Origin of the sequence: Agarivorans gilvus (genome assembly GCF_001420915.1) — a bacterium.
Classification (GTDB): Bacteria; Pseudomonadota; Gammaproteobacteria; order Enterobacterales; family Celerinatantimonadaceae; genus Agarivorans; species Agarivorans gilvus.
This window is the reverse complement of sequence record NZ_CP013021.1, coordinates 2,250,889-2,274,439: the sequence shown is the minus strand read 5'-3', so window position 1 is coordinate 2,274,439 and position 23,551 is coordinate 2,250,889. Positions and strand designations below refer to the sequence as shown.

General features: G+C 48.8%; 18 protein-coding genes. 9 read left to right on the top strand and 9 right to left on the bottom strand.

Features of this window, described 5'->3' with window-relative positions; genetic code table 11:
• Positions 1-3: 3 nt before the first annotated feature.
• Together AR383_RS10655 and AR383_RS10650 are read left to right on the top strand one after the other, a co-directional pair.
• Entirely contained in the window at positions 4-1,137 is a 1,134-nt protein-coding gene (locus AR383_RS10655; protein ID WP_229711213.1) for an efflux RND transporter periplasmic adaptor subunit, read from the top strand.
• A complete protein-coding gene (locus AR383_RS10650; RefSeq protein ID WP_055733114.1) occupies positions 1,138-4,224 on the top strand; it encodes an efflux RND transporter permease subunit in 3,087 nt (1,028 codons plus the stop codon).
• Between the two features lie 619 nt (positions 4,225-4,843).
• Here the strand turns inward: AR383_RS10650 and AR383_RS10645 are convergent.
• Positions 4,844-5,680, bottom strand: coding sequence for a mechanosensitive ion channel family protein (locus AR383_RS10645; protein ID WP_055733113.1), 837 nt, complete (start codon positions 5,678-5,680; stop codon positions 4,844-4,846).
• A gap of 257 nt (positions 5,681-5,937) precedes the next feature.
• On the opposite strand from AR383_RS10645, the gene AR383_RS10640 reads away from it, so the two are divergent.
• Both AR383_RS10640 and AR383_RS10635 read left to right on the top strand, forming a co-directional pair.
• Positions 5,938-6,837, top strand: a complete 900-nt coding sequence (locus AR383_RS10640) for a DMT family transporter (RefSeq protein ID WP_055733112.1) — start codon at positions 5,938-5,940, stop codon at positions 6,835-6,837.
• A gap of 83 nt (positions 6,838-6,920) precedes the next feature.
• Complete coding sequence (locus tag AR383_RS10635; protein WP_055733111.1) at positions 6,921-7,166, top strand: DUF2498 family protein; 246 nt, start codon at positions 6,921-6,923, stop codon at positions 7,164-7,166.
• Between the two features lie 8 nt (positions 7,167-7,174).
• Here AR383_RS10635 and AR383_RS10630 read toward each other — a convergent pair whose 3' ends face one another.
• Positions 7,175-8,806: a glycoside hydrolase family 13 protein gene (locus tag AR383_RS10630; protein WP_055733110.1), complete on the bottom strand. Its 1,632-nt coding sequence runs from the start codon at positions 8,804-8,806 to the stop codon at positions 7,175-7,177.
• A gap of 420 nt (positions 8,807-9,226) precedes the next feature.
• On the opposite strand from AR383_RS10630, the gene AR383_RS10625 reads away from it, so the two are divergent.
• Positions 9,227-11,566: a starch-binding protein gene (locus AR383_RS10625; protein WP_055733109.1), complete on the top strand. Its 2,340-nt coding sequence runs from the start codon at positions 9,227-9,229 to the stop codon at positions 11,564-11,566.
• Positions 11,567-11,626: 60 nt separating this feature from the next.
• Here AR383_RS10625 and AR383_RS10620 read toward each other — a convergent pair whose 3' ends face one another.
• The 4 genes from AR383_RS10620 to AR383_RS10605 all read right to left on the bottom strand — a co-directional run bounded on the left by AR383_RS10620 (position 11,627) and on the right by AR383_RS10605 (position 17,833).
• The gene (locus AR383_RS10620; RefSeq protein ID WP_055733108.1) at positions 11,627-14,797 is read right to left on the bottom strand and encodes an efflux RND transporter permease subunit; all 3,171 of its coding nucleotides are present in this window, start codon (positions 14,795-14,797) and stop codon (positions 11,627-11,629) included.
• 3 nt (positions 14,798-14,800) lie between these two features.
• Positions 14,801-15,814: an efflux RND transporter periplasmic adaptor subunit gene (locus AR383_RS10615; RefSeq protein ID WP_055733107.1), complete on the bottom strand. Its 1,014-nt coding sequence runs from the start codon at positions 15,812-15,814 to the stop codon at positions 14,801-14,803.
• Between the two features lie 52 nt (positions 15,815-15,866).
• Complete coding sequence (locus AR383_RS10610) at positions 15,867-17,558, bottom strand: FAD-dependent oxidoreductase (RefSeq protein WP_055733106.1); 1,692 nt, start codon at positions 17,556-17,558, stop codon at positions 15,867-15,869.
• Between the two features lie 89 nt (positions 17,559-17,647).
• On the bottom strand, positions 17,648-17,833 hold the full coding sequence (locus tag AR383_RS10605; RefSeq protein WP_055733105.1) for a YgaP family membrane protein: 186 nt from the start codon (positions 17,831-17,833) through the stop codon (positions 17,648-17,650).
• Positions 17,834-17,974: 141 nt separating this feature from the next.
• On the opposite strand from AR383_RS10605, the gene AR383_RS10600 reads away from it, so the two are divergent.
• From AR383_RS10600 to AR383_RS10590, 3 genes are read left to right on the top strand one after another with little or no spacing between them, the layout of a single operon-like run.
• Positions 17,975-18,271 carry an ArsR/SmtB family transcription factor gene (locus tag AR383_RS10600; RefSeq protein ID WP_055733104.1) on the top strand — a complete coding sequence of 99 codons (297 nt, stop codon included), beginning with the start codon at positions 17,975-17,977 and terminating at the stop codon, positions 18,269-18,271.
• 54 nt (positions 18,272-18,325) lie between these two features.
• Positions 18,326-18,754, top strand: a complete 429-nt coding sequence (locus tag AR383_RS10595) for a YeeE/YedE family protein (protein ID WP_055733103.1) — start codon at positions 18,326-18,328, stop codon at positions 18,752-18,754.
• Positions 18,720-19,175, top strand: a complete 456-nt coding sequence (locus AR383_RS10590; RefSeq protein ID WP_229711214.1) for a DUF6691 family protein — start codon at positions 18,720-18,722, stop codon at positions 19,173-19,175. The genes AR383_RS10595 and AR383_RS10590 overlap by 35 nt, the downstream gene beginning before the upstream one ends.
• Before the next feature lie 158 nt (positions 19,176-19,333).
• Here AR383_RS10590 and AR383_RS10585 read toward each other — a convergent pair whose 3' ends face one another.
• Positions 19,334-20,062, bottom strand: a complete 729-nt coding sequence (locus AR383_RS10585; protein ID WP_257720942.1) for a lipase family protein — start codon at positions 20,060-20,062, stop codon at positions 19,334-19,336.
• 29 nt (positions 20,063-20,091) lie between these two features.
• Here AR383_RS10585 and AR383_RS10580 point away from each other — a divergent pair, with 29 nt between their 5' ends.
• Positions 20,092-21,009 carry an IS5 family transposase gene (locus AR383_RS10580; protein ID WP_055731577.1) on the top strand — a complete coding sequence of 306 codons (918 nt, stop codon included), beginning with the start codon at positions 20,092-20,094 and terminating at the stop codon, positions 21,007-21,009.
• Between the two features lie 177 nt (positions 21,010-21,186).
• On the opposite strand, the gene AR383_RS10575 is transcribed toward AR383_RS10580, so the two are convergent.
• Together AR383_RS10575 and AR383_RS10570 are read right to left on the bottom strand one after the other, a co-directional pair.
• Entirely contained in the window at positions 21,187-21,705 is a 519-nt protein-coding gene (locus AR383_RS10575; RefSeq protein WP_198150139.1) for a DUF6795 domain-containing protein, read from the bottom strand.
• Between the two features lie 360 nt (positions 21,706-22,065).
• Complete coding sequence (locus AR383_RS10570; RefSeq protein WP_055733100.1) at positions 22,066-23,256, bottom strand: ROK family protein; 1,191 nt, start codon at positions 23,254-23,256, stop codon at positions 22,066-22,068.
• Positions 23,257-23,551: the final 295 nt, after the last annotated feature.

Below are 23,551 nucleotides of genomic sequence, written 5' to 3'. Positions count from 1 at the left end.
ACGATGCTTAGGTCATTATTTTCACTCACTTTTTCTAGAATGCCACTGCTACTTACTTGGCTGGCTGTGGCTTCGCTTAGTGGCGTTTCGGTTGCCCATGCCGAAACTGAGGTGAATATGGCGGACGTGAAGCTAGCTCAGGTAAAAGCATTTATGCCCAGTTTAAGCTCAAGTTATCAAGTAGAGCGGCAGTTTGTGGGACAGGTGGTGGCCAAGCAACGTGCCGACATTGGCTTTGAACTAGCAGGGAAAATATCGAAAATCTTCGTTGATGAGGGCGATCATGTTTCTCAAGGCGAGATCTTGATGCAGCTTGATACCGAACTGCTCGATATTGAATATACCGATTTACAAGCCCAGCTACAGCAGCTGGCAGCCGACGCCGCCCTAGTAAAGGCTAATTTGAAGCGGGTTAAATCCTTGAAGAAGGAAGGTTATGCTTCAGCCCAGAGTCTTGATGAACTGGTCGCTCAGCAAAAATCCTTGTGGGCCAATAAAGCCCGTATCGATGCCTCAATAAAGGCCAATCGTACCCGCATAGAAAAATCCAGCCTGCTCGCCCCTTACAATGGCATTGTTGACCGTAGAACAGTCTCGGAAGGCACGGTGGTTGGCGCATCACAAGCGGTACTTACGGTAGTGCAGCAGGGCGCCAATGAGGTGAAAGTAGGGGTGCCAGTGCGTTTGCTAGAGCATGTTGATTTGGTCGCCCCCAAGTCGGTCACGGTGGCCGAGCAGGACTACGCGGTGAAGCTAGTGGCCTCTGGTGGCCAAGTTGATCCGCAGACGCGTACCGTGCAATTACGCTTTGCTCTGCCGGAAAACGACAACTTAGTGAGCGGCCAATTAGCCTACCTAAATGTGGTGGAAACTATTGACGAACCGGGGTATTGGATCCCGGTGAGCGCCATTATCGACGGAGTTCGTGGGCTGTGGAATGTCTATGCTATTGTGCAGCAAAGTGATGGGACTTTCTTACTGGAACGGCGCGATGTGAGCGTGCGCTATGCTACCCAGCAGCAGGCGTTTGTGAGTGGAGCGCTAGCCGAGAATGAGGCTATAGTGGCCACCGGGTTACACCGCTATGTGCCAGGGCAGCGAGTGGAACCCGATGTGCAGCCAAGCGGAGTAAACTAGATGATTGCCGCTTTTTATAAAAATCCGCGCTTAATTGCGCTATTCATGGTGCTGATTGTGGTGGCCGGTTTAGGTGCCATAGGTACCTTGCCGCGCAGTGAAGACCCAGAAATCACCAGCCGTTTTGCCAGTATTTTTACTCAATACCCGGGGGCTTCTGCTGAGCGGGTTGAGTCGCTGATTACCGACCCTATTGAAAACAAAATTCGTAAGCTATCAGAGATAAAGCTGGTGCAGTCTTCTTCTCGCCCCGGCTTTTCGGTGCTGCAGGTCGAGTTAAAAGATGATGTGATGGATGTGGTGCCAGTGTGGGCACGGATCCGTGACTTAGTCGGCGAGCTCACGCCGCAACTGCCTGCCGGTAGCTCTGCTCCCTTGCTAGATGAAGAGCGCGGTTATGCCTTTACCTCAATTATTGCGCTGCGTTGGACTGGCCCGGGCGAGAGTGACTTAGCCATATTGGGGCGTTATGCCAAAGAGTTGCAAAGCCTGCTGCGCAATGTACCCGGCACCGATTTTGTAGATATTCAAGGTGAGGGCAGCGAAGAGATATTGGTAGAGCTAGACCCTTATCAGGCCGGCGCACTGGGTATGACCACCGAGCAAATCTCCCAGATGATTGCGGCCGCCGATGCCAAAGTCACCGCCGGTGAATTGATTAATAGCAATACCCAAATGCAGTTGGAGCTAAGAGGCGAGCTGGATTCGCTAGAGCGGATCAGGGAAATTCCGCTAATTAGCGATAGTAATGGTTACGTTTATCGCTTGGGCGATTTTGCTACGGTGAGCCGCGCCCTCAAAAGCCCGCCAGAGCAACTCGCCACGGTGGAGCGAGAACCCGCGGTAGTGCTTGGAGTGAGAATGCGCTCCGAGTATCGAGTAGATAAATGGAGCGCCTGGCTGACTCAAGCCCTCGATGAATTTCGTATGGAGCTGCCCAGCAATGTCAGCGCCGAGGTGATTTTTGAGCAAGAAAGTTACACCGCTAAACGTTTGGGTGAGCTGGTAAATAACGTGCTGGTGGGTTTTGTGATTATTGTGCTGGTATTGCTGCTCACTCTGGGCTGGCGCTCGGCATTGATTGTGGCGATGTCCTTACCCTTAACGGTAATGTTTACTCTGGGCTGCATGAACTTCTACGGCGCGCCGATCCATCAAATGTCGGTCACGGGTTTAGTAGTGGCTTTGGGCATTATGGTGGATAACGCCATTGTTATGGCCGATACCATCGGCCAGAAAAAACGCCAGGGTTTGAGTGGCTTACAGGCGGTGAAGCAAGCCATCGCCCATTTATGGCTGCCCTTGTTGGGCTCTACCTTAACCACGGTACTGGCCTTCTTGCCCATCGTATTAATGCCGGGGCCAACCGGTGAGTTTGTGGTGGGTATCGCCTTAAGTGTGATTTTTTCTTTAGTGGGCTCTTACATTATTTCTCACACCCTGGTGGCCAGTTTCTCGGGGCACTTCTTGCCTTCTCACGAGAGTGGCGACCATTGGTATGAGCGAGGTTTAGACATTGCTTGGTTAGGCCGAATGTTTCAAGCCATATTACGCACTTGCTTGCGCTTCCCTAAGGCCTCTATGTTATTGATATCGCTGTTGCCGATGATGGGCTTTTATGGCGTGGGGCAGATGACCGAACAGTTTTTCCCGCCTTCAGATCGCGATATGTTTCAGATAGAAGTGTATGTCGCGCCGCAGTCGAGTATCTACGCTACTGAGGATGTGACCGAGCAACTCACCGAGCACATGTATGCCAAAGATGGCATTAAATCGGTGAGCTGGTTTGTTGGCAATAATGCACCTTCCTTCTATTACAACCTGATGCCTCGGCAAATGGGCGCGAAAAACTATGCTCAAGCGATGGTCACTACCGATGATTACCAGGCGGCTAACCGTTTAATTCCAGAGTTACAGCAAGAGTTTGACCGAGAATTTCCGCAGGCTCAGGTACTGGTACGCAAACTAGAGCAAGGCCCACCCTTTAATGCGCCGGTGGAGCTGCGCATCTATGGGCCTAACTTGGATGTATTGAAAGAGCTGGGTGATGAATATCGGCGCATCTTAACCGAGCTGCCTAATGTGACCCATACTCGCGCCACCTTGTTACCCGGCACCCCTAAGGTGTGGTTGAATGTGGATGAGAATGAATCCTTGCTCAGTGGCATGAGCCTGACCCAAGTGGCTAGTCAATTACAGGCGAACTTGCAAGGGCGGGTTAACGGCACGGTATTGGAAGCCAGTGAGTCTTTGCCGGTGCGGATCCGCCTAGCCGACAGGCAGCGTAGCGAAGTGGGTGACTTAGGCGATTTAACCTTAAGTAGCCAACTGGCGGGTAATATTCCTTTGTCTTCGCTGGCCCAGCTAGAAATTTTACCCACTCGCGGTGAAATTCCGCGACGTAATGGTCGCCGGGTGAACGTGGTTGAAGGTTATTTACGTACCGATGTATTGCCCGGTGCAGTACTGGATGCCTTTAGAGAGCGCCTTGCCGAACAGCCAGTGGCCATGCCAGCCGGTTATAGCCTAGAGTTTGGTGGTGAAGGCGCAGAGCGTAATGCGGCGGTAAATAACCTAATGGCCAGCGTGGGGGTGATCGGAGTACTGCTAGTGATGGTGGTGGTGCTGTCGTTTAACTCCTTCCGTTTAAGCTTTGTGATTGTACTTACCGCCATTCAAGCTTCGGGTTTGGGCTTGTTAAGCGTTTATTTGGGCGGCTACCCCTTTGGCTTTACGGTAATTATTGGCCTGCTCGGTTTAATTGGTTTGGCGATTAACGACGCGATCGTGATCCTCGCCGAGCTGCGCTCCGACGAGCGGGCCTGCCAAGGCGATACCGAGGCGATTTTTGCTGGGGTGTTGAGTTGTACGCGGCACATTATGTCGACCACCATTACCACCGTGGGCGGCTTTTTACCGCTGATTCTATCTGGTGGCGGCTTTTGGCCACCGTTTGCGGTGGCTATCGCCGGCGGTACTGGCTTAACGACTTTGCTGTCGTATTTCTTTGTGCCCGCGGCGTTTTTGGTGATTGCTCGTGGTAAGCGGAAAATTCCGGTAGTGGGGCAGCCGACTGTAGCGCATTAGAATTAGTTAGATGTTGATTGGTTGCGACTGGGATTCATTTAATGAGCCTTAATTGCTTGTGGGCTCTAAGAGCAAAAGCTTTCGCCTGCGGCGACGTCATTTTTCTTTTGCGAGAAAAGAAAAACGAAGCAAAAAGAAAGCTCGCCCTGCATTATCTTCATCCTGCGCGGCTTGGTTCCAAGCGCGCCTGCGCAACTCGCTGCGCTCAAACAGTGCTCGGCGTCACCGCTTGTCACCGGCGCTGCTCGGCGATAATGAAGGGATAGAAAAGCACCCACCTTGAGCCTTTGCCTACTGTTAAGCCATTGAGCTTTAAACTAACAGAGCCTTGAAAAGCCTAAATCGATTGAGTAACTAACAGAATATTTCCCCATCATCTTCGCCGAGTAGCGCAAATGAACAAGGGATTAGAGTTGAAGTCTGTTTGAGCGTAGCGAGTTACTTCAACGCCCTTGTGAATGAGCAACGCAGGATTAAAGAAGATGCGGGGTGGCCTTTCTTTTGTATATTTTTCTTTGGCCAGCAAAGAAAAGTATATCGCCGTCAGGGCGAAATCGGCACTATCAGTTAGCACTGCAAATAGACTAGTTCACAACTAATCCCACCAACAAAGTAATTCTTACTCCGCCAAAACACTCTCCGTTTGTTCCCCTTGGCAAAGCGCAAAAAAGTCCGCTGTGATTTTTTGTTCTATTTCCATGGTTTGATCGGTGGGGCAGAAGATGGTGACTTCTAGTTTTATGTGGCCAAGTTCGGTGGTGCCTACTTCGATGGTGGGTTTAGGGCCGGTAATTTTAATCCCCATTTTGTGTTCAATTATTTGGTTATAACGCAGGGCTACATCTTCGAAGTCGTGGCAGTAGAGTTTGGCGTTGCTTCTTAGTTGCTGAATAAAACTAAATGGGTTGATGTTGCTGTCATCACGTACCAATACAAAGCTATGAATAGCGTAACGCTTCATAAAATTGAGGTTTTGTACGGCGCTGGTGATGAAGCGGTTATTGGGAATAGACAGGGTTTTACCGGTGTATTGGTAAGTGTCGATGTTGACTTCCAATACCGTGGTTTTTATCCAATCAATTTGTGATACTTCGCCAGCGTATTGGTCCACTTCTATCCAATCGCCTACGCGGAACGGGCGGCTCGACATCCAATAGAAGAAACCAATAATGCATTGAATAAATTCCTTGGTGGCTAAGACAATGGCTACCGCAAAGGCGGCGAGGGAAAAGGCGAAGCGTTGAATTTCGTCGGCCCACAGGTTAATCAGCAGTAGCACCAAAACAAAAATCAGGAAGTTTTTGATATTACTTTTTAGTGAGCGTTGGTCTTGGCCGTTGCGGCGTTGATTTTTACCCACCAATTTAAGAGCTAAGTATCTGATGGCAAAGGTGACGAGGATTACCGCAATGGTAACCACCAGTTTGTTTTCCATAATGGTGCTGAGATAATTCATTGCTAAGTACGCGATCCTTATTGCTAACTAGGCTAGTAAAGCGTCTTTAGTTAAGAAAGGCAACCGCCGCTCTGTTTTAGCCCTTGCTGCTAGGGCTTACGCTAGGTGTATGGCCTCGCTTCCGTTAGGCTTATTTTAAGCCTTGTTTGGTGCTGGAGTTTATTGCTTGTTTTGAGTGAATATTTTGCTGCCAAAGGCTTGAGCCATGTGCTGATGCCCCATACACTAGCCTGTCTTTCACCCAGTTTCAGGACCTTATGAGCCAACAAACAAAAGCCTATTTCTTCGGTATTAGCGCGGTACTGATGTGGTCTACGGTGGCCACCGCCTTTAAGCTGGCCTTGCAGTGGTTAAGCCCCGTTCAGTTGGTATTGTTGGCCTCGTGCTGCTCGGTGTTGGTATTAAGCGTTATTTTGGCGTGGCAGCGCAAATTGCCCTTGGCTTGGGCTTATGCCAAGCAGCGCCCCGGCTATTTCTTGTTGGTGGGGGCGATTAATCCCTTTCTTTATTACTTGGTATTGTTTAAGGCTTACGACTTACTGCCCGCTCAGCAAGCGCAGTCGCTAAATTATACTTGGGCGATTACTTTGGCCCTGTTGGCCGTGCCCTTCTTGAAGCAACAATTGCGTAAACAAGACTTAGTGGCGATGTTGCTGGGTTATCTGGGGGTATTGGTTATCGCGACCCGTGGCGACTTGTTAGCCATGCAATTTGATAGCGTGGCTGGCGTATTGTTGGCGCTCTTTAGCACCTTACTATGGGCCGGTTATTGGATCATCAATACCCGTAATCAAGGCGAGCCGGTGGCCAGCTTGTTGGTGGCTTTTTGCTTTAGCTTACCCATGGTAGCGCTGTATTGCTGGTGGAGCGATGGACTGCCCGCGTTTAATCTAAAGGCTTGGGCTGGCGCGGCCTATGTGGGCTTGTTTGAAATGGGCATTGCCTTTGTTTGTTGGGTGATGGCGCTCAAATACACTCAAAATACGGCGCGTATCAGTAATCTAATTTTTATCTCTCCATTTTTATCTTTGTTTTTTATTAGCCATTTCTTGGCTGAAGCCATCGAACCCGCCACCTATTTAGGTTTATTGCTAATTATTAGTGGCTTGCTTATTCAGCAATGGCGAGGTAAAACCAAGCTGGCGAAGGCGCAGTAGCGCGCATCTTTGATCTAGATACAGGGGCGACAGGCCACATCTGGGTATGCTAAACGTAGTTATTGAATAGGTTGAATCGAACAATGAGTAAACAAAGTATTAGTCAACAAGACTTGATCACCCTGGCAAACCAATTGTTGCGTGAACATGAAGATTACATTCCTGGCGTAGAAGTTCGCGAAGTTATCCAGCAGCGCGATGTGCTGACCTTTAAGGGAGAAGCCTTCTTAAGCGACGACTTACTCCCTACTCCTAATAGCCCTAAAGCCTTTAACTTATACAAGTGGCTGTGTCATCACTTGTCTGAACAATATGTGCTTGAAGACTAGTTTGTGGTTTATTCCAAGACATAAATAATGGCTTGATACGGAGCCAACTGCAGCGCGTCAAGGCGGTTTACCGCGCCTTGCGGCTGCTGCAGGTTATTCAACAGTACCTGCTTTGCTTTAAAGTCTAAGCTTAGTCTTTGGTCAACTTCACTTACATTGGCAACTACCAATAAGCGCTGTTGCTTATATTGGCGAAGGTAGGCAAAAATCTGCGGATGCTCTGGCAGCAGTAGCTGGTAAGTGCCGTAGATGAGCAGCTCACTAAACTCACCAGATTTACGCAGCGCAATCAGTTTTTGGTAGTGGTAAAACACCGACTGAGGATCGTCCAGCGCTGCCGCCACGTTGATCTCAGGGTAATTGGGGTTCACCTTTAACCATGGTTGGCCTTGGCTAAAACCGGCATTGCTGGAGTTATTCCACTGCATTGGGGTTCTGGCATTATCGCGGGCACTGGCGTACACCCCTTGCATAAACTGCTGGTGGCTCAGGCTTTGCTGTTCCACTACCTTCTCTTGATAATTGTTTTTAATTTCAATGTCATCGTAGTCTTCTAGGGAATCGAAACGGACATTGGTCATGGCAATTTCTTCCCCCTGATAAATATACGGGGTGCCTTGCATGCCATGTAGCAAGGTGGCGAACAGTTTGGCGCTACGCTGGCGATATTGTTGATCGTTGCCCCAGCGGCTAACAATTCTTGGTAAGTCGTGGTTATTCCAAAACAGCGCGTTCCAACCATCGCCGTTAAAGGTAGTTTGCCACTTAGTTAATACTTGTTTTAAGGCCACTAAGTTGAAGGGCTGGGGTTGCCATTTACTATGTTGTGGGTGCCAGTCGATGGCGGCATGTTCAAATTGAAAAACCATCGACAACTCTTGGCGGGCAGGGTCGGAATACAGTTTGGCCAGCTCTGGCGTCGCACCCCAGGTTTCGCCCACCGTCACCAAGGCTTTGTCTTTGAAGCAAGCTTGATGCATTTGTTGTAGTAGCGGGTGTAAGCGTGGGCCATTTTCGGTAATGCCTTGGTCGATTTGCTTACCGATGAGGTCGATTACGTCTAAACGAAAGCCAGCCACGCCTTGTGCCGTCCACCAGTTGATCATCTGGTGGATTTCCTTGGCCACTTGCGGGTTCTCCCAATTAAGATCGGGCTGGGCATCGGCAAATAGGTGGCAGTAATACTGCTCGGTTTGTGAGTCATATTGCCAGGCCGAGCCACCAAAGATGGAGCGTAGCTCGCTGGGCTGGTCGCGCCAAATATAGTAATCGCGATAGGGGTTATCGCGGCTTTGCCGAGACTGCTTAAACCAGGCGTGTTGGTCGGAACTATGGTTAAGCACCAAGTCCATCATGATGCCAATATCACGCTGTTTAGCCTGGGCGATTAACTCGCGCATATCTTCTAGGCTACCAAAGCGTGGGTCAATCGCCTGATAGTCGGCGATGTCGTAGCCATTGTCTTTCATGGGGGAGAGGTAGACGGGGGATAACCAAATCAGGTCTATGCCGAGCTTCTTCAAATAATCTAATTTACTAATAATGCCAACTAAATCGCCATTGCCATCACCACTGCTGTCATAAAAACTACGCGGATAGACTTGATAGACCACCGCTGAATGCCACCATTTTTTTTCCATGGTTTAGCTCTCTTAATTTACCGTTGAAGCTTAATTGTAATGATTTGTTGTTTGAAGGACAGTGAATCGACTGCTTCGACCGGATAAACAGAGTGCTAAGTTGAGTTAAGTCTGATTAGAGAATATCCAAATTTGCTTTATTTTTTATGTTTATATTCAAGTTTCATGAAATTTTGATCAGATTCAAAAATTTTAGCTGGTATATCGAAGTCTCTGTGAGTTATTTCCCAGTTTGTAAAATGAGGGCAATATTGGCAAAAAAATAGGCGTAAATTTGCTCAAGGTAATTGGATGCTGGGGCTTAAGGTTACGTTTTACTTGTTGTTTTTTCCCGGTTCGATCCAAGCTTGCATCGCATAAACACCACAGAGTGGCGATGTTACAAAAAAGAGACGCTCTAGATTACACGGGAAAGTAACGATGAGAAAAATAACCAAACTCGCCACTAGCGCTCTGCTAGCGGGCAGCGCGTTGGGGTTTGCCTCCAGCGCAATGGCGGTACCCAAAACCGCTTTTGTTCACCTCTTTGAATGGAAATGGGAAGATGTAGCCCAAGAGTGTGAAACCTTTTTAGGACCTAAAGGTTTTGCTGCCGTTCAAATTTCACCCCCTAATAAGTCAGTCGATAACAGCGCTTGGTGGGCTCGCTACCAACCAGTCAGCTACGCCATCGAAGGTCGCAGCGGCAGCCGCGCCGAATTTCAAGACATGGTGCAACGTTGTAAGACAGCCGGGGTAGATATTTACCTTGATGCGGTAATTAACCACATGGCGGCCTACAACAGAAACTTCCCTGAAGTGCCCTACGGCCCCGATGACTTCAACTCATGCAGCAGCAACATTGATTACAGCAACCGCTGGCAAGTACAAAACTGTGACTTAGTGGGCTTGAACGACCTTAAAACTGGCTCAGATTACGTTCGCCAAAAAATCGCGGACTACATGAATGATGCCATGAGTATGGGCGTAGCTGGTTTTCGTATTGATGCGGCTAAACATATTCCGGCAGCTGATATTGCTGCGATTAAAGCTAAGTTAAACGGTAATCCGTATATCTTCCAAGAAGTGATTGGAGCCCCTGGCGAGCCAGTTCACCCTACCGAGTATACTTACATCGGCAACGTTACCGAGTTTGCTTTTGCTCGCTTAATTGGCCCCGCCTTCCGTTATAGCAATATCGCTCAACTGCGTGACCTTCCTAGCCAAATGGAACTAGGCAGCGCCGATGCGGTCACCTTTGTGACTAACCACGACGAAGAGCGCCACAATCCGAATGGCCCGATTTGGCATGGTGTGTCTGGTGAAGGCTACTTCTTAGCTAACATCTTCACTCTTGCCTATCCTTACGGCTATCCGAAGATTATGTCGGGATACTACTTCGGTGGTGACTTCGACGCTGGTCCACCAAGTTCAGGCGTACACACGGGTAATGCTTGTGGCTTTGATGGCGGTGATTGGGTGTGTGAACACAAATGGCGTGGCATTGCCAACATGGTGGGTTTCCGTAACCACACCGCTGGTGAGTGGCGGGTGAGTGATTGGTGGCAAAATGGCAATGACCAAATTGCCTTTGGTCGCGGTGGCTTAGGCTTTGTGGTAATTAACAAACGCAACGGCAGCACCATCGATCAACAACTTGCTACCGGCATGCCTGACGGCCAGTACTGTAATATCATCGAAGCCGACTTCGATGCGACTACTGGTCAGTGTATTGCGGCAGCCGATGCCAAAGGCCCTAGCGTGATTACTGTTAGCGGCGGTATGGCTAACTTCAGCGTAGTGGGTGATAACGCCGCGGCGATTCATGTGGGCGCGGTAGTGGGTGAAGCTTGCAGCGATTGTGAACCGGATCCTCAGCCTCAGCCGCAACCAGCTAACCCTGTTGCCGCTAGCTCGATTTGTACCGATGCAGACTACAGCACACTTTACTACTGGAGTGCGTTACCTGCAGGTAGCCTAGACAATGCCAGCTGGCCTGGTGTGGCACTAGAGCAAAATGGTGATTTCGCTTGTTACGACTTGGGCGTAGAGCTGACTAGCATCAACCTTATCTTTAATAACAATGGCGCCAACCAAACTGCGGACTTAAGCGCAGCGGGTGCTGGTTGTTATCAAGACGGCGCTTGGAGTAGTTTGCAAGACTGTGGTTTCGAGGTGATTGCGGTCGACCCTGAGCCAGAACCCGAGCCAGAACCTCAGCCGCTAACAGCTAGCGAAGTGTGCTTCGACAACCCAGCGGGTTTCAGCAACCCTACTTTGTACTACTGGTCAGTGGTAGCCGATACTCCAGTGGCTAATGCCCAGTGGCCAGGTGTGGCCATGGTTGAGCAAGACGGTTACTACTGCTACGACTTTGGCACTAACTTGACTAGTTTGAATGTTATCTTCAACGATAACGGCGCTAACCAAAGCGGTGATTTAAGTACCACCGGCGACAGCTTATGTTACGCCCAAGGTAGTTGGATTGCCGCCAGTAACTGTGTCAGTGGCACTATTCCAGATAATGGTGGTGACGAGCTTTGGTACTTCCGTGGCACCGCCAACGGATGGGGTACTACGCTATTAGATTACGACGCCAGCACGGGTTTGTACTACACCGTTCAAAGCTTTAGCGGTGAAGAAGCGCCGGCTCGTTTCAAAATCGATGACGGTAGTTGGGGTGAGTCTTATCCTAATGCGGATTACCAAGTGACTGACAACACGACGTATCAGATCACCTTTGACAGCGCATCGAAAGCAATTAACGTTAGCGCACAATAATTCAATTCTCGCGTCTCAGCTTTGCCCGGTTTTTACACCGGGCCTTTTTATGTCTGGTATTTACTCGCTAAAGCGTTTGCGCATTAGTGCATAGTACAATACCGGTATCACCACCAAGGTCAGTAGGGTGGAGATGAAAATACCAAAGATTAAGCTAATCGCTAGGCCATTAAAGATCGGGTCATCCAGAATGAACAGGGCGCCGATCATTGCGGCCAAGCCGGTCAGTACAATCGGTTTGGCTCGCACCGCACCCGAACTAATTACCGCTTCGGCAAAGGGTACGCCATTGGCGGCCTGCTGACTGATGAAATCCACCAATAAGATCGAGTTACGCACAATAATCCCTGCCAGCGCAATCATGCCGATCATCGAGGTCGCGGTGAACTGCGCACCCAGTAGCGCGTGCCCCGGTAATACTCCAATAATGGTCAGCGGAATGGGCGCCATGATGATCAGCGGCACCAAGTAGGAGCGAAATTGCGCCACCACCAAGAGGTAAATCAGAATCATCCCCACCGCATAGGCCAGCCCCATGTCGCGGAAGGTTTCGTAGGTGATTTTCCATTCTCCATCCCATAAGATGGCAATGTCACTCAGGCCATCGGGTTGCTGAATATAGTGCTGTTTAAGTGGCAGCCCCGCATCGTCGGTGCTTAAGGCTATCTCAAACATGCCGTATAGGGGGCTGTCTAACTCGCCTGCCATATCGGCCACCACCATCACCATTGGGATGCTGTTTTTATGCATGATCGGCATTTCAATTTGACCGTGATTAATTGATACCACTTCACTCAGAGGAATCGCTTGGCCTTGAGCGTTTTGCATGCGTAGGTTCAATACCGCTTGTAGATCCAATTTTGCGCCTTCGGCCAATTGAAGACGAATAGGAATGGGGTATTGATGCTGCTGACTATGCAATACACTCACATCTTGTCCGCCCACCGCGCTGTTAATCACTTGAGCGATTTCGGCGTAGTTCAAACCCAATAAGGCGGCTTTGCTGCGGTCAATAGCGAGTCGCCATTGGGGCTGAGCGTCGGGTAGCATGATGTCGATATCCACAATGTCGGCGGTTTGCTGAAAATGCTGCTTCAGTGCTTGGGCGGCCTGTTGGCGAATCTCATCGCTAGGGCCATAAACCTCGGCCACGATGGGTGACCACACCGGCGGCCCCGGCGGGACTTCTACCACTTTAATGTTGGCTTGGTAGTTCGCACCAATTGCTTGCAAGCCTTGGCGAACCGAGCTGGCAATGCTGTGGCTATCGCGCTCGCGCTCACTCTTGTTCACTAGATTAACTTGAATATCGCCCAGCTCTTGGCTGCTACGCATGAAGTAGTGGCGAACCAAACCGTTGAAGTTTATCGGTGCAGTGGTGCCAGCATAAAGCTGTAAGTCGGCCACTTCGGGCACTTGCATTAAGTAGTCACTTAGCTCAAACAACAGCCGCTGGTTTTGCTCTAGGCTGCGGCCTTCGGGCAAGTCCACCATTACCTGAAATTCAGATTTGTTATCAAAGGGCAGCATCTTCATCACTACCCAAGTGTTGACCGGTAGTGCCACGGCTCCGGCAATCATCAGTAATACTGCCAGCCAAAGTAGCGAGCGATTACGCCGCCCTTGTTTGGCCTGCAAAAAGGGGCCAATCAATTTTTGGAATAGGTCATGCAAGCGGCCAGAGTGAATGTCTTGCGGTTGATGATGAGGGTTGGGTTTAAGCAGCTTGGCGCTTAACCAAGGTGACAAAATAAAGGCCACCGACAGTGAAATTAGCATGCCTAGGCTAGCGTTAATCGGGATAGGGCTCATATAGGGGCCCATTAAGCCCGAGACAAAGGCCATGGGCAGCAAGGCGGCAATTACCGTGAAGGTGGCCAAAATGGTGGGGCCGCCCACTTCGTCTACAGCTGCGGGTATCAGCCCTGCCAGTTTGGCTTTGGTGCTGGCGCCGCTTAAGCCCATGTGGCGGTGAATGTTCTCCACCACCACAATGGCATCGTCTACCAGAATACCGATGGAGAAGATCAGCGCAAACAGCGACACGCGGTTAAGGGTAAAGCCCCAAGCCCACGAGCTAAATAGGGTAATCGCCAAAGTAATCACAATCGCAATGCCCACCACTAGGGCTTCTCGCCAGCCCATGGTAAGCAGCACCAATAGCACCACGGCAATGGTGGCAAATACCAGTTTCCCGATTAGGGTGTTGGCTTTATCAGCCGCAGTGCTGCCGTAGTTACGGCTAAGTTGGTAATGAACCTGCGGTGGCAGTAATACATTTTCTAGTTGGCTAATCCGTTGTTCGATACGCTGCGCCAGTTCTACGGCATTTTCACCGGCCTGTTTGGCGATGGCGATAGTCACCGAAGGAAAGGTGCCTTGCTGGTTAACCAGCCAAACGTTTTGGCTAGGCAATTCGGGGCCAAGGGTGATCTCGGCAACATCGGCTAAAAATACCGCTTGTTGCTGATGACTGCCCACCACCAAGTTTTCTAGTTCTTTAACGCTGCTTAAAAACTGCCCGCTTTGAACCTTAATGACTTGATTATCTTGGACTAAGTCAGCCAGTTGAGATTGGTAGTTATTGGCTTGTAGTTGTTGAGCAATCTGTTTGAATTCAACGCCGTAGGCATTTAGCTTGAGCGGATCTAAACGCAGCGAGGCCACCATAGGCTGCTCGCCTAGGGTATAAACATCTTTAGTGCCGGGCAGCCGCTTTAACTCGGTTTCTAGGCTATGGGCAATTTGGGTAAGCTCATAGGGGCTGAGCTGTTGGCTTTCATCCCATAGCGACAGGCTAACAATCGGCACATCGTCAATGGCGCGTGGTTTAATTAAGGGCTGGCCTACTCCTGCTGCGCTGGGCAGGCGATCGAGGTTGGCGTACAGCTGGTTGTACAGACTCACTATGGCGTCGTTACGGGCGACTCCCACTTCAAATACCACGATGATCATCGCGCCATTGGGCTGCGAAAAGGAGTACAGAGTATCGATGCCATTGAGTTCGGAAATCAGTTTTTCCGCAGGCAGGGTGACTAAGTTCTCTACCTCTTTGGGGCTGGCGCCGGGAAAGGGAATGTAAACGTCAGCAAAGGTGACATCAATTTGTGGCTCTTCTTCTTTGGGGGTAATAATCACCGAGAAGATCCCCAGCAATAGACCCACTAAAGCTAACAAGGGGGTGATGGGGGAATGTAAAAAGCGCTCGCCTATGCGTCCTGCAATACCCATGGCTTACTCCTTGTTTAGTAGGGTTTGGTAGGCCGACAATGCGATTTCATCGCCTTCTTCTAAGCCAGCAAGCACTTGTATTTGCTCGCCTTGCACCTTACCTAGACGCACTTGGCTGAGTTGATAACCCTGCTCGGTTTTGCGGTAGACGGCGCTCAGTTCATTGCGCTGTACCACGGCCGAATGAGGGATCCAAATTTGTTGGCGTTGCCCATAACTAAAGCTTAATTTGGCCCACGTGCCGGGATAAAGCTGGTAGGCTTGATTGGGCAAGTTAAGGCGAATTTTAAAGGAATGCGACTGTGGGTCGGCATGGCTAAATAGGGTGTAGTCTTGGGATTGTAGCATTTGGCCGTTTTGCTCAAGGCTAAATAGCGTATCGCTGTTGATCATCGCCAGGTAGCGCTGTGGAATATTCGCCACCGCGCGCATGTTTTCTAGGGAGTAACCAGAGTAGAGCGCTTGGCCCACACTGATGGTTTCGCCACGATGAATGTGGCGCTGTGTAACCACACCGGAAAAGGGCGCTTTAACCACGGTGTAGTCTAGGGTTTCTTTGGCCTGAATGAGGCTGGCTTTGGCGGCGTTTACTGCACTGGCCGCGGCTTTGGCATCGGCTTCGGCTTGGTCAAGTTGGCCTTTGGAGATGGCCCCTTGAGGATACAGTTTAGCGAGCCGTTGCCAATGGCGCTGCGCCTCAATATTTTTTGCGGTAGCTTGGTTGAGCTGGGCTTCGGCGGCGGCATAAGCAGCAGACTGTTGGGTACGGGTAATTTCTAGTATTACCGCATCTTTTTCGACAAAGTCGTTAACATCGTAATAAAGGTTAAGCACTCGGCCAGAGGTTTGAGCGGCTAGGGTGGCGGCATCAACAGCTTCGATGACGGCATCTAGTTCTACTGTAATGGGACGAGTTTGGGCACTCACGGTTATGCTCTGTTCGGCATTGCTTTGTGCCTGTAATGGGTTGGCCGCTAACATTAGCAGCGCGGTTAATGTAATCAGCAGACCTTGCATTTATTCCCCTCCTGATGAAGCAGCGCTAGGTTTAGCGCTGCTGCTATGATGCTTAATGGCTGGCTTGATAAGCTAACCAGGTTTTGTAACCTCCGGTTAGGTTTTTCGCCTTAAAGCCATGGTTGACCAACTGACGATAAGCCACGTTACCGCGTAAGCCCACCATGCAGTAAACTAAGATCTCCTTGTCTTTAGGTAGCTCGTTAATTCGCTCACGGAGTTGGTCTACCGGAATATTTACCGCGCCGGGAATGGCACCGAGTTTTTCTAGCTCACCGGGGTTGCGCACATCCAAAATGAGCTGCTGCTCGCTGGCTTGGTTAATTTCGTCACTGTGACACAGGCGAGTATTGCCAGAAATGCTGTTGGCTGCGACAAAACCGGCTTGGTTAATGACATCTTTAGCGCTACCAAATGGTGGTGCGTAGGTCAGCTCTAGGTGTTGTAAGTCAAATACACTCATGCCGGCGCGTTGCGCTACCGCTAATACGTCGATACGTTTATCGATGCCATCTTTACCAGTGGCTTGAGCACCATAAATCACCCCGCTTTCTGGGTGGAATAACAATTTTAAAGTGACCGGATGAGCACCCGGGTAGTAGCTGGCATGGCTGGCCGCGTGTACATACACTTTGTTGTAGTCTAAGCCTTTACGTTGTAAGGTTTTTTCATTTAAACCAGTAGAGGCCACCGCGACATCGAAAATCTTACAAATGGCGGTGCCTTGGCTGCGTTGGTATTGCTCGTTCGCGCCAAAGATGTTGTTTGCCGCCATGCGGCCTTGGCGGTTAGCCGGCCCCGCTAAGGGGATTAAGGCGGCGTCACCGGTAACAAACTCTGGGTCTTCAATGGCATCGCCCACGGCATAAATCGCTGGATCAGAAGTTTGTAGCTTAGCGTTCACCTTAATACCGCCCAGTTCACCTAGCTCCAAACCGGCTAACTTGGCGAGGGTGGTTTCGGGTTTTACCCCAATCGCCATGATCAGCAATTCGGTTTCTAGCACTTCGCCATTGCTTAAACGTAATTGCAGTATTTCGCTGTCTTCGTTAGCGAGTTCTTCTTTGGTTTCTTCGCCGGCGGGGGCAAATACCGCTTCTAAGGCTACGCCTAGACGTAAATCTACCCCGTGATGGCGCAGCTCTTGGTGTAAGGGACTGGCCATTTCTGGGTCTACCGGCGCCATAATTTGCGGAGCCAGTTCTATCAAACTGGTATTAATGCCGCGTTGGATTAAGGCTTCGGCCATTTCAATACCAATAAAACCACCACCCACTACGGTGGCATGTTTGGGCTTATTGTTGTCGATGCTGGCAATGATTTTGTCCATATCGGGCACATTACGCAGCGAGAAGGTACGGGCATTTTGAATACCAGGAATGGGCGGCACAATGGGTGCTGCGCCAGGGCTAAGCACTAAGGCGTCGTAGCTTTCTTGGTAATCTTGTTGGTTGATTAGGTCACGAATGGTGACGGTTTTTTGTTGGCGGTCGATGCTCAATACTTCGTGCTGCACCCGCACATCAACATTAAAACGTGCCTTAAAGCTTTCCGGGGTCTGTAATAGCAAGGCGTCACGTTGCTCGATGTCGCCACCGATATGATAGGGAAGACCACAGTTTGCAAAGGAAATAAACGGCCCTCGTTCTAACATGATGATTTCAGCATCTTCGCTTAAACGACGAGCTCTAGCAGCAGCTGATGCGCCCCCGGCAACACCACCCACAATAACAATCTTACGCATAACTATCTCCACAAAATTTAAACTATAGTCTTGTCTATCAACTGACTAGAAAATAAGTATCTAGTCAGTTGATTAATATCAAATAATCTCTACTTAAAGCCGAGTCGCTTAAAGATCATTGCCGCAGGGCAAAATCCGGTGAGCGAGCTTTGCATCAGGTTGGCACCCACAAATACCGTAAACCAAACAAAGTTAGGATGAACCCAATGAGTAAGAGCAATGGACAGCAACACCATGGCACCAGCAAACAGACGTACTACATTTTCCAAAGACATAATCGTTCTCCTTTTTAGTTTACCTTACTCTATATTAGAAAGTTCTAATTCGCAAGTATCTAATTTAAAAATGTCTAAATTAGCTTTGACTAATTTTATTGGTTTTGTATAATCGCTAGCAATGATTAGTAAGGGGGATGTATGCAGGACATATTAGCAATGCGTGAAAACGCACAGTTAGTCAGTGATTTGCTAAAAACCATTGCGCATCCAGACCGTTTAGTGGTGCTGTGTTTGCTTAGCGACGGTGAAATGGGCGTAACAGAATTGCGCCACCATAGCCAAAATAGCCAGTCGGCTTTTTCTCAGCACTTAAAGGTGCTGCGTGAGAGCCATTTGGTAAAAGTGCGCAAAGAAGCCCAAAACGTGTATTACTCCTTGGCCGAGCCTCGGATAAAGCGTTTGTTGGATAGTTTACAGCAGCAATTCTGCTCCTAACCTCCCCCTAACACTCAACAGCTTTGGTTTTAATTTTTATATTTGGAGTGTGTTATGCATAACTTTACCCCATGGAGCGCCCTGTTGGGGGGCATGCTTTTGGGCTTGTCTGCGTCTTTATTACTGCTATTAAGTGGCAGAACAGCCGGCATTAGCGGTGTACTGGGTGGCATTTTTGGCTCTAGCAAACAAGAGTGGCCTTGGCGTGTGGCCTTTATTGCGGCTATGGCAGTGAGTGTTTTACTCACTCAACCGATGGGCATTGCCGTGCCGGTGATCCCTGATTACTCCTTATCTTGGGTAGCAATGGCCGGTTTAGCGGTGGGTGTTGGTACGCAATTGGCTAATGGCTGTACCAGTGGTCACGGTATTTGTGGCATCGGCCGTTTTTCGCCGCGCTCTATTGTCGCAACCGGAGTATTTATGCTTACCGCCATTTTGGTGGTGGGTGCGTCAAACTACTTGGGGGCGGCGCATGTATAAGGTGATTGTGGGTATTATAACCGGCCTATTATTTGGCTTGGGCATGAACATTTCGCAAATGGTTGACCCAAACAAAGTGATTAATTTTCTCGACCTAGCCGGTAACTGGGACGCCAGCCTAGCCTTTGTGATTGGCGGGGCGCTATTGGTGTTTATCCCTTTCTATCACTTCATTATTAAGCCGCGTAGCTGCGCTGTTAATGGTGATGAATACCGCTGTGTCTCTAGCAAGCAGGCGATTACCAAACGCTTGATCATTGGTTCGGTGATCTTCGGCATCGGCTGGGGCATGGTGGGTATTTGCCCTGGGCCAGCTGTGGCTAGTCTATTACGTGGTGATGTGGTGATTTACTGGTTTTTCGCCAGCATGTTAATAGGCCATTATGCCAGCAAGCAGTTCTTTAATAGCGCCAAGTTATAAAGGCTGTTTGCTGTGAATGATGAAGGGAGCCATTGGCTCCCTTTTTTAAGTGTTAAGCGGTAACATGACCGTTTGATAAAGTCTTAAGAATCAAGGTTTCCATAACACCACCTTTGATCGGTTTGCCTATCGTTGGGATGATGCTTTAAAAGCCTATATTATCGGAGGTGTACCCGATTAATCGCCTCATTTACACCGCGGTAAAGACGCTTAAGCATTTTGTTAAAAATGTCTCTAATTGTTTTATAGCTTAAATCTTTTACGATTGAACTTGCTGCTCCCGCAAATACCAGCATATGACCCAGTAAGCCTTTTACTTGTGAAGCCGCTGTTTTACCTGCATCAGCGATTTTAACTAATGTTTGAGCAATAAAATCGTATAGCGTAGCTCCAGCGCTAATCGCACCTTGAAGCACTACTGCTGAATAATAACCAGTGTCTTTAAGCAAGGTAATGAGAGCTGCACTTAAGCGCTCTGTCCAATAGTTACTATAACTAGCCTGATTACGCTTATCGTAATCTAGGCGTACAGGGTGAAGAAAACCATTGGCCGCTTTTTGTAAAGAGCCCCAATCTTCTCCTCGCGCGGTGGTCAAATAACCAGGTACCGCGCCAGCTAAAGGATCCATACCATGGGCGCTAGGATTTATACCTTGGCCAGCATCTAAACGAAATTCAAAACCTTTGTAGGGTGAATGCACAAAAGGCCAAAGCGGCACCTTAGGCACCACGTCGGCTCCGTGAGTGCAACGATAGATCATATTTATTCTATTAGTATTAGCGCTAGCAAAACCTGCCAAACCGACCCGAGGCGCGCCAAAGGTATACAACTGCACGGCGTTGTTTCCTAAATCAGATTGAACTAACTCAGCAGTCGCGGATCTGATCTGTATCTATATCTGTCGGGTCACCAAACATGGGTAAAGCGAAAGGCAACATCACCAACTGGAAGCTGTACAACAGTGCACTGAAGCAACGCGGCTCATTGACCTTCTGGATGGATGAGAAAGCCATAGAACTATGGAATAACACTGAGCGCAGTGGTCGTCGAGGGCGCAGCCATACTTACAGTGACACCGCTATCGCAACTGCGCTGATGATTAAAGGCGTATTCAAGTTACCACTGCGTGCTCTTGAAGGCTTCATCAACTCATTGTTTCGCCTGCTCAAGGTCGACTTAAAATCTCCCGATTACAGTTGTATAAGCAAGCGAGCAAAGACTGTTGAAGTCAACTATCGCCTACCTAGCCAAGGTCAAGCGGCTCACCTCGTTATCGATGCTACAGGTCTTAAGGTGTTTGGCGAAGGAGAGTGGAAGGTGCGTAAACACGGCGCTGAAAAGCGTCGAGTCTGGCGAAAACTGCATATGGCAGTAGATGCCCAGAGCCATCAGATAGTGAGTGCTGAGGTCTCGATGGACTGGGTTCACGATAGTGAAGTGTTACCCACCTTGTTGAGACCGCTGCGGCGCAAAGTGAAAGCAGTAAGCGCTGATGGTGCCTATGACACACGGCAGAGCTATCAAGAAGTACAACGTAAGAAGGCTGTTGCACTAATCCCTCCACGCAAGAATGCAGGTATGTGGGAAGCGGGTCACCCACGGAACGTTGCAGTAAAAGCCTTGAAGCAAGGTGAGTTGGAAAACTGGAAACGGGACAATGCTTACCATCTTCGTTCACTATCGGAGACGGCGATGTATCGTTTCAAACAACTGCTTAGCGACAAGTTGAGTCTACGTTGTTACAACGCCCAAGTCGGCGAAATCATGGCCGGAGTGTGCGCGTTGAACAAAATGAGCAGGCTAGGTATGCCTGCTCGTCAGCTAGCTGAATAAAGAGGAAAACGCCTTGAGGTTACTGCGTTCGTTGCACTGAATTGATCAACAAGGCCGTTTAAAATACTTCTGTGTATATGGAGTAGGCTTAACTCTACGATTATTATCGCGTATTGAATACGCAAATGAAGCAAGTTCTGATGCGAGTTTTGGAGAAAGAATTGTCATTTTAGTCCTTTAAATCAATCCGTTTATATCACCATATTTATCCAGATTCTGAAGTTCGCCAAGCTCTTCAATATCGGCGGCTTTTTTCTTTTCTATTTCTGCCCGTATAGGCCAGCGACAAACACTCGTAACTGGTAGTGTTACAACTCCAGTTGGATAGTCAGAATGAATGATATAAATAGTCTCCTCTTCAGCAGATAAGTCACAATTCAAATCAGAGAGCATTTCGGTAAAATAAGAAACATGCTTTACTCCACGAGAGTTAGCATCCCAAAGGTAAACTTCATCTTCTTCAGTTTGGTTAGGGTCTTTGCTATCGATACGAATACCTTGCCAGATAACATTAGTTCTAGAGGGGTTATCGGCATGACGAGATTGCATGGTTAACTCAGGAAAGCTAAAGCGCCCTTCGTTATCTGTTGTGGTGTAGTCGTGTATTTCACCATCAGTGATGTCGATAAACTCATAGCTTCGTTTTAGTCTCACGCCTACTAAGGGTTTACCATTCTCAGTGAGTTGTCCGCTCACGGGGGGAATAGCTCAACGGTTTGCTTCTTAAACACTTCTTTCTCCGAGCCGCAGGCCACCAGCGCAATAGATAACAAAAAACTGATTAATGGAAATAGTATTATTTTATTAAAATAAGGCATTGGTGTATGAAAATAAAAATTCAATAACATAATCCTATATTTTATAAATAAATTTATCAATATCAGGTTAGTGTAAAGTTTCTATGAAGAAAGGAGTAGTCATTTAATGTGAATTTGTTATACCTATATGGCTATATCTGTTCCTGTCAGCAACGCTGAGTTATAAAGGCTGTTTGCTGAAATGATGAAGGGAGCCTTGGCTCCCTTTTTGCTGTTTTAATTCTGCTATTAAGCTCAACTAATCGGTATGCTGCTGCACAATGGCGATGATGCCAAGGCCGGTGAGGTCTTCATCCCAGTTATATACTTCTACCACGTCTTGCTGTTGGTGATAGGGCAGAAGGTTTTCTGCCAGAGTACTACGCATGGCCGCTTCCATGTATGGATAGGCGCGCACACCGGGTCCTGAAATCACTATTTTTTGTGGGTTAAACAGCGCCATTACATTGGCTAAACCTAGGCCTAGAACGGTGCCAGCTTGAGTGAAAATTTGCTGCATTGGTGAATGCGGCTGCTCGGCTAAGTGGTTGAGGTCGAGCATTTGCTTTTCTGAAGGATGCAGCATGTCGGCTTGTGGCAGGTTATAGATGGCACTGGCATCGCGGTAGATGGCGTAGTCACCTACGTAGGCTTCTATACAGCCGCGGCCACCACAGCGACATTGCGGGCCATTTAAGCTGAATTTAGTGTGACCAAATTCGGTGTTGGAGGCTGCTTCACCTTGGTAAAGCTTGTCGTCTAGCCATAAGCCCATACCCACGCCGTAGCCTAATTGAATGGCGACTAAGCTGTTAACCTCTTGGTATTGTGGAAGGTTTTTTAGCGCCACGGCAATGCAGTTGGCGTCGTTGCTAATAAATACCGGTAGTTGCAGTTGTTGCTGTAGCTGCTCAACTAACTCTAATTGCTGCCCTTTAACGGCCGGGCTCCATAATATGCCTTTGCCTTGTTGCTCCGTCACCCCTTGCACCGCTAGGCCTAGGCCACGTAGTTTGTTGCGCTCGATGGCGTATTTGTCGAGAAAGCCACTAAAGCTTTGGCACAGTACGTCTATCAGTTGTTGTTGGCTGAGGCTAACGGTAAGCACCGATTTAGTATGTTTATGAATAATCTTGCCACTGAGATCGGCCAAAATCAGGCTGACTTCATTAATCGACAATTTAATCGCCAAGTAATATACCGCTTGCTGGTTCAGCTTCAGTTTTACTTTTGGGCGCCCCCGACCAGTTTCAGCGTTGAGTTCGCCCTGTTGCTCAATAATCAGATCTTGCTGAATGAGTTCTGAGGTAATGGAGGTAATGGTGGCAGGGCTTAATTGGGTATATTGACCAATTTCGACTCGCGCCAGTTCGCCGTGGCGGCGTAGGGTTTGAATGATGTCGCGACGGTTACTGGATCTGATTAACTCGGTATCTGTAATTCTTTTCATTAGCCACTATGCTTAGCTGGTTTAGTTGCACCAACATACTCATTCTAGTTGGAATAAAAATAACAATCTTAGTGAAGTGTTATTTTTATCACGCTTATCTAAGTTGCGTTGTGAATGCTGTTGTAGGGGTCTCATTATTTAATTGAGATAGTTGTCATTTGTTGCTGTTGGCTGCTTGCTTACGGCTTGCTAAAGCGCGGCTTAGGTTTGCTTCGGCTTGTTTTGTTTTCGCTCTGACTGGCGCTTTTTACTGAGCTGCGAAACTATACCTGCCCAAGTTACAAGCTTGGGCAGG

Bases quoted from the DNA above. Each gene is read 5' to 3' on its own strand.
- AR383_RS10625 (WP_055733109.1), top strand. From the start codon at position 9,227: ATGAGAAAAATAACCAAACTCGCCACTAGCGCTCTGCTAGCGGGCAGC.
- AR383_RS10650 (WP_055733114.1), top strand. From the start codon at position 1,138: ATGATTGCCGCTTTTTATAAAAATCCGCGCTTAATTGCGCTATTCATG.
- AR383_RS10645 (WP_055733113.1), bottom strand. From the start codon at position 5,680: ATGAATTATCTCAGCACCATTATGGAAAACAAACTGGTGGTTACCATT.
- AR383_RS10570 (WP_055733100.1), bottom strand. From the start codon at position 23,256: ATGAAAAGAATTACAGATACCGAGTTAATCAGATCCAGTAACCGTCGC.
- AR383_RS10655 (WP_229711213.1), top strand. From the start codon at position 4: ATGCTTAGGTCATTATTTTCACTCACTTTTTCTAGAATGCCACTGCTA.
- AR383_RS10630 (WP_055733110.1), bottom strand. From the start codon at position 8,806: ATGGAAAAAAAATGGTGGCATTCAGCGGTGGTCTATCAAGTCTATCCG.
- AR383_RS10620 (WP_055733108.1), bottom strand. From the start codon at position 14,797: ATGGGTATTGCAGGACGCATAGGCGAGCGCTTTTTACATTCCCCCATC.
- AR383_RS10600 (WP_055733104.1), top strand. From the start codon at position 17,975: ATGCAGGACATATTAGCAATGCGTGAAAACGCACAGTTAGTCAGTGAT.
- AR383_RS10615 (WP_055733107.1), bottom strand. From the start codon at position 15,814: ATGCAAGGTCTGCTGATTACATTAACCGCGCTGCTAATGTTAGCGGCC.
- AR383_RS10610 (WP_055733106.1), bottom strand. From the start codon at position 17,558: ATGCGTAAGATTGTTATTGTGGGTGGTGTTGCCGGGGGCGCATCAGCT.
- AR383_RS10635 (WP_055733111.1), top strand. From the start codon at position 6,921: ATGAGTAAACAAAGTATTAGTCAACAAGACTTGATCACCCTGGCAAAC.
- AR383_RS10580 (WP_055731577.1), top strand. From the start codon at position 20,092: ATGGGTAAAGCGAAAGGCAACATCACCAACTGGAAGCTGTACAACAGT.
- AR383_RS10640 (WP_055733112.1), top strand. From the start codon at position 5,938: ATGAGCCAACAAACAAAAGCCTATTTCTTCGGTATTAGCGCGGTACTG.
- AR383_RS10595 (WP_055733103.1), top strand. From the start codon at position 18,326: ATGCATAACTTTACCCCATGGAGCGCCCTGTTGGGGGGCATGCTTTTG.
- AR383_RS10605 (WP_055733105.1), bottom strand. From the start codon at position 17,833: ATGTCTTTGGAAAATGTAGTACGTCTGTTTGCTGGTGCCATGGTGTTG.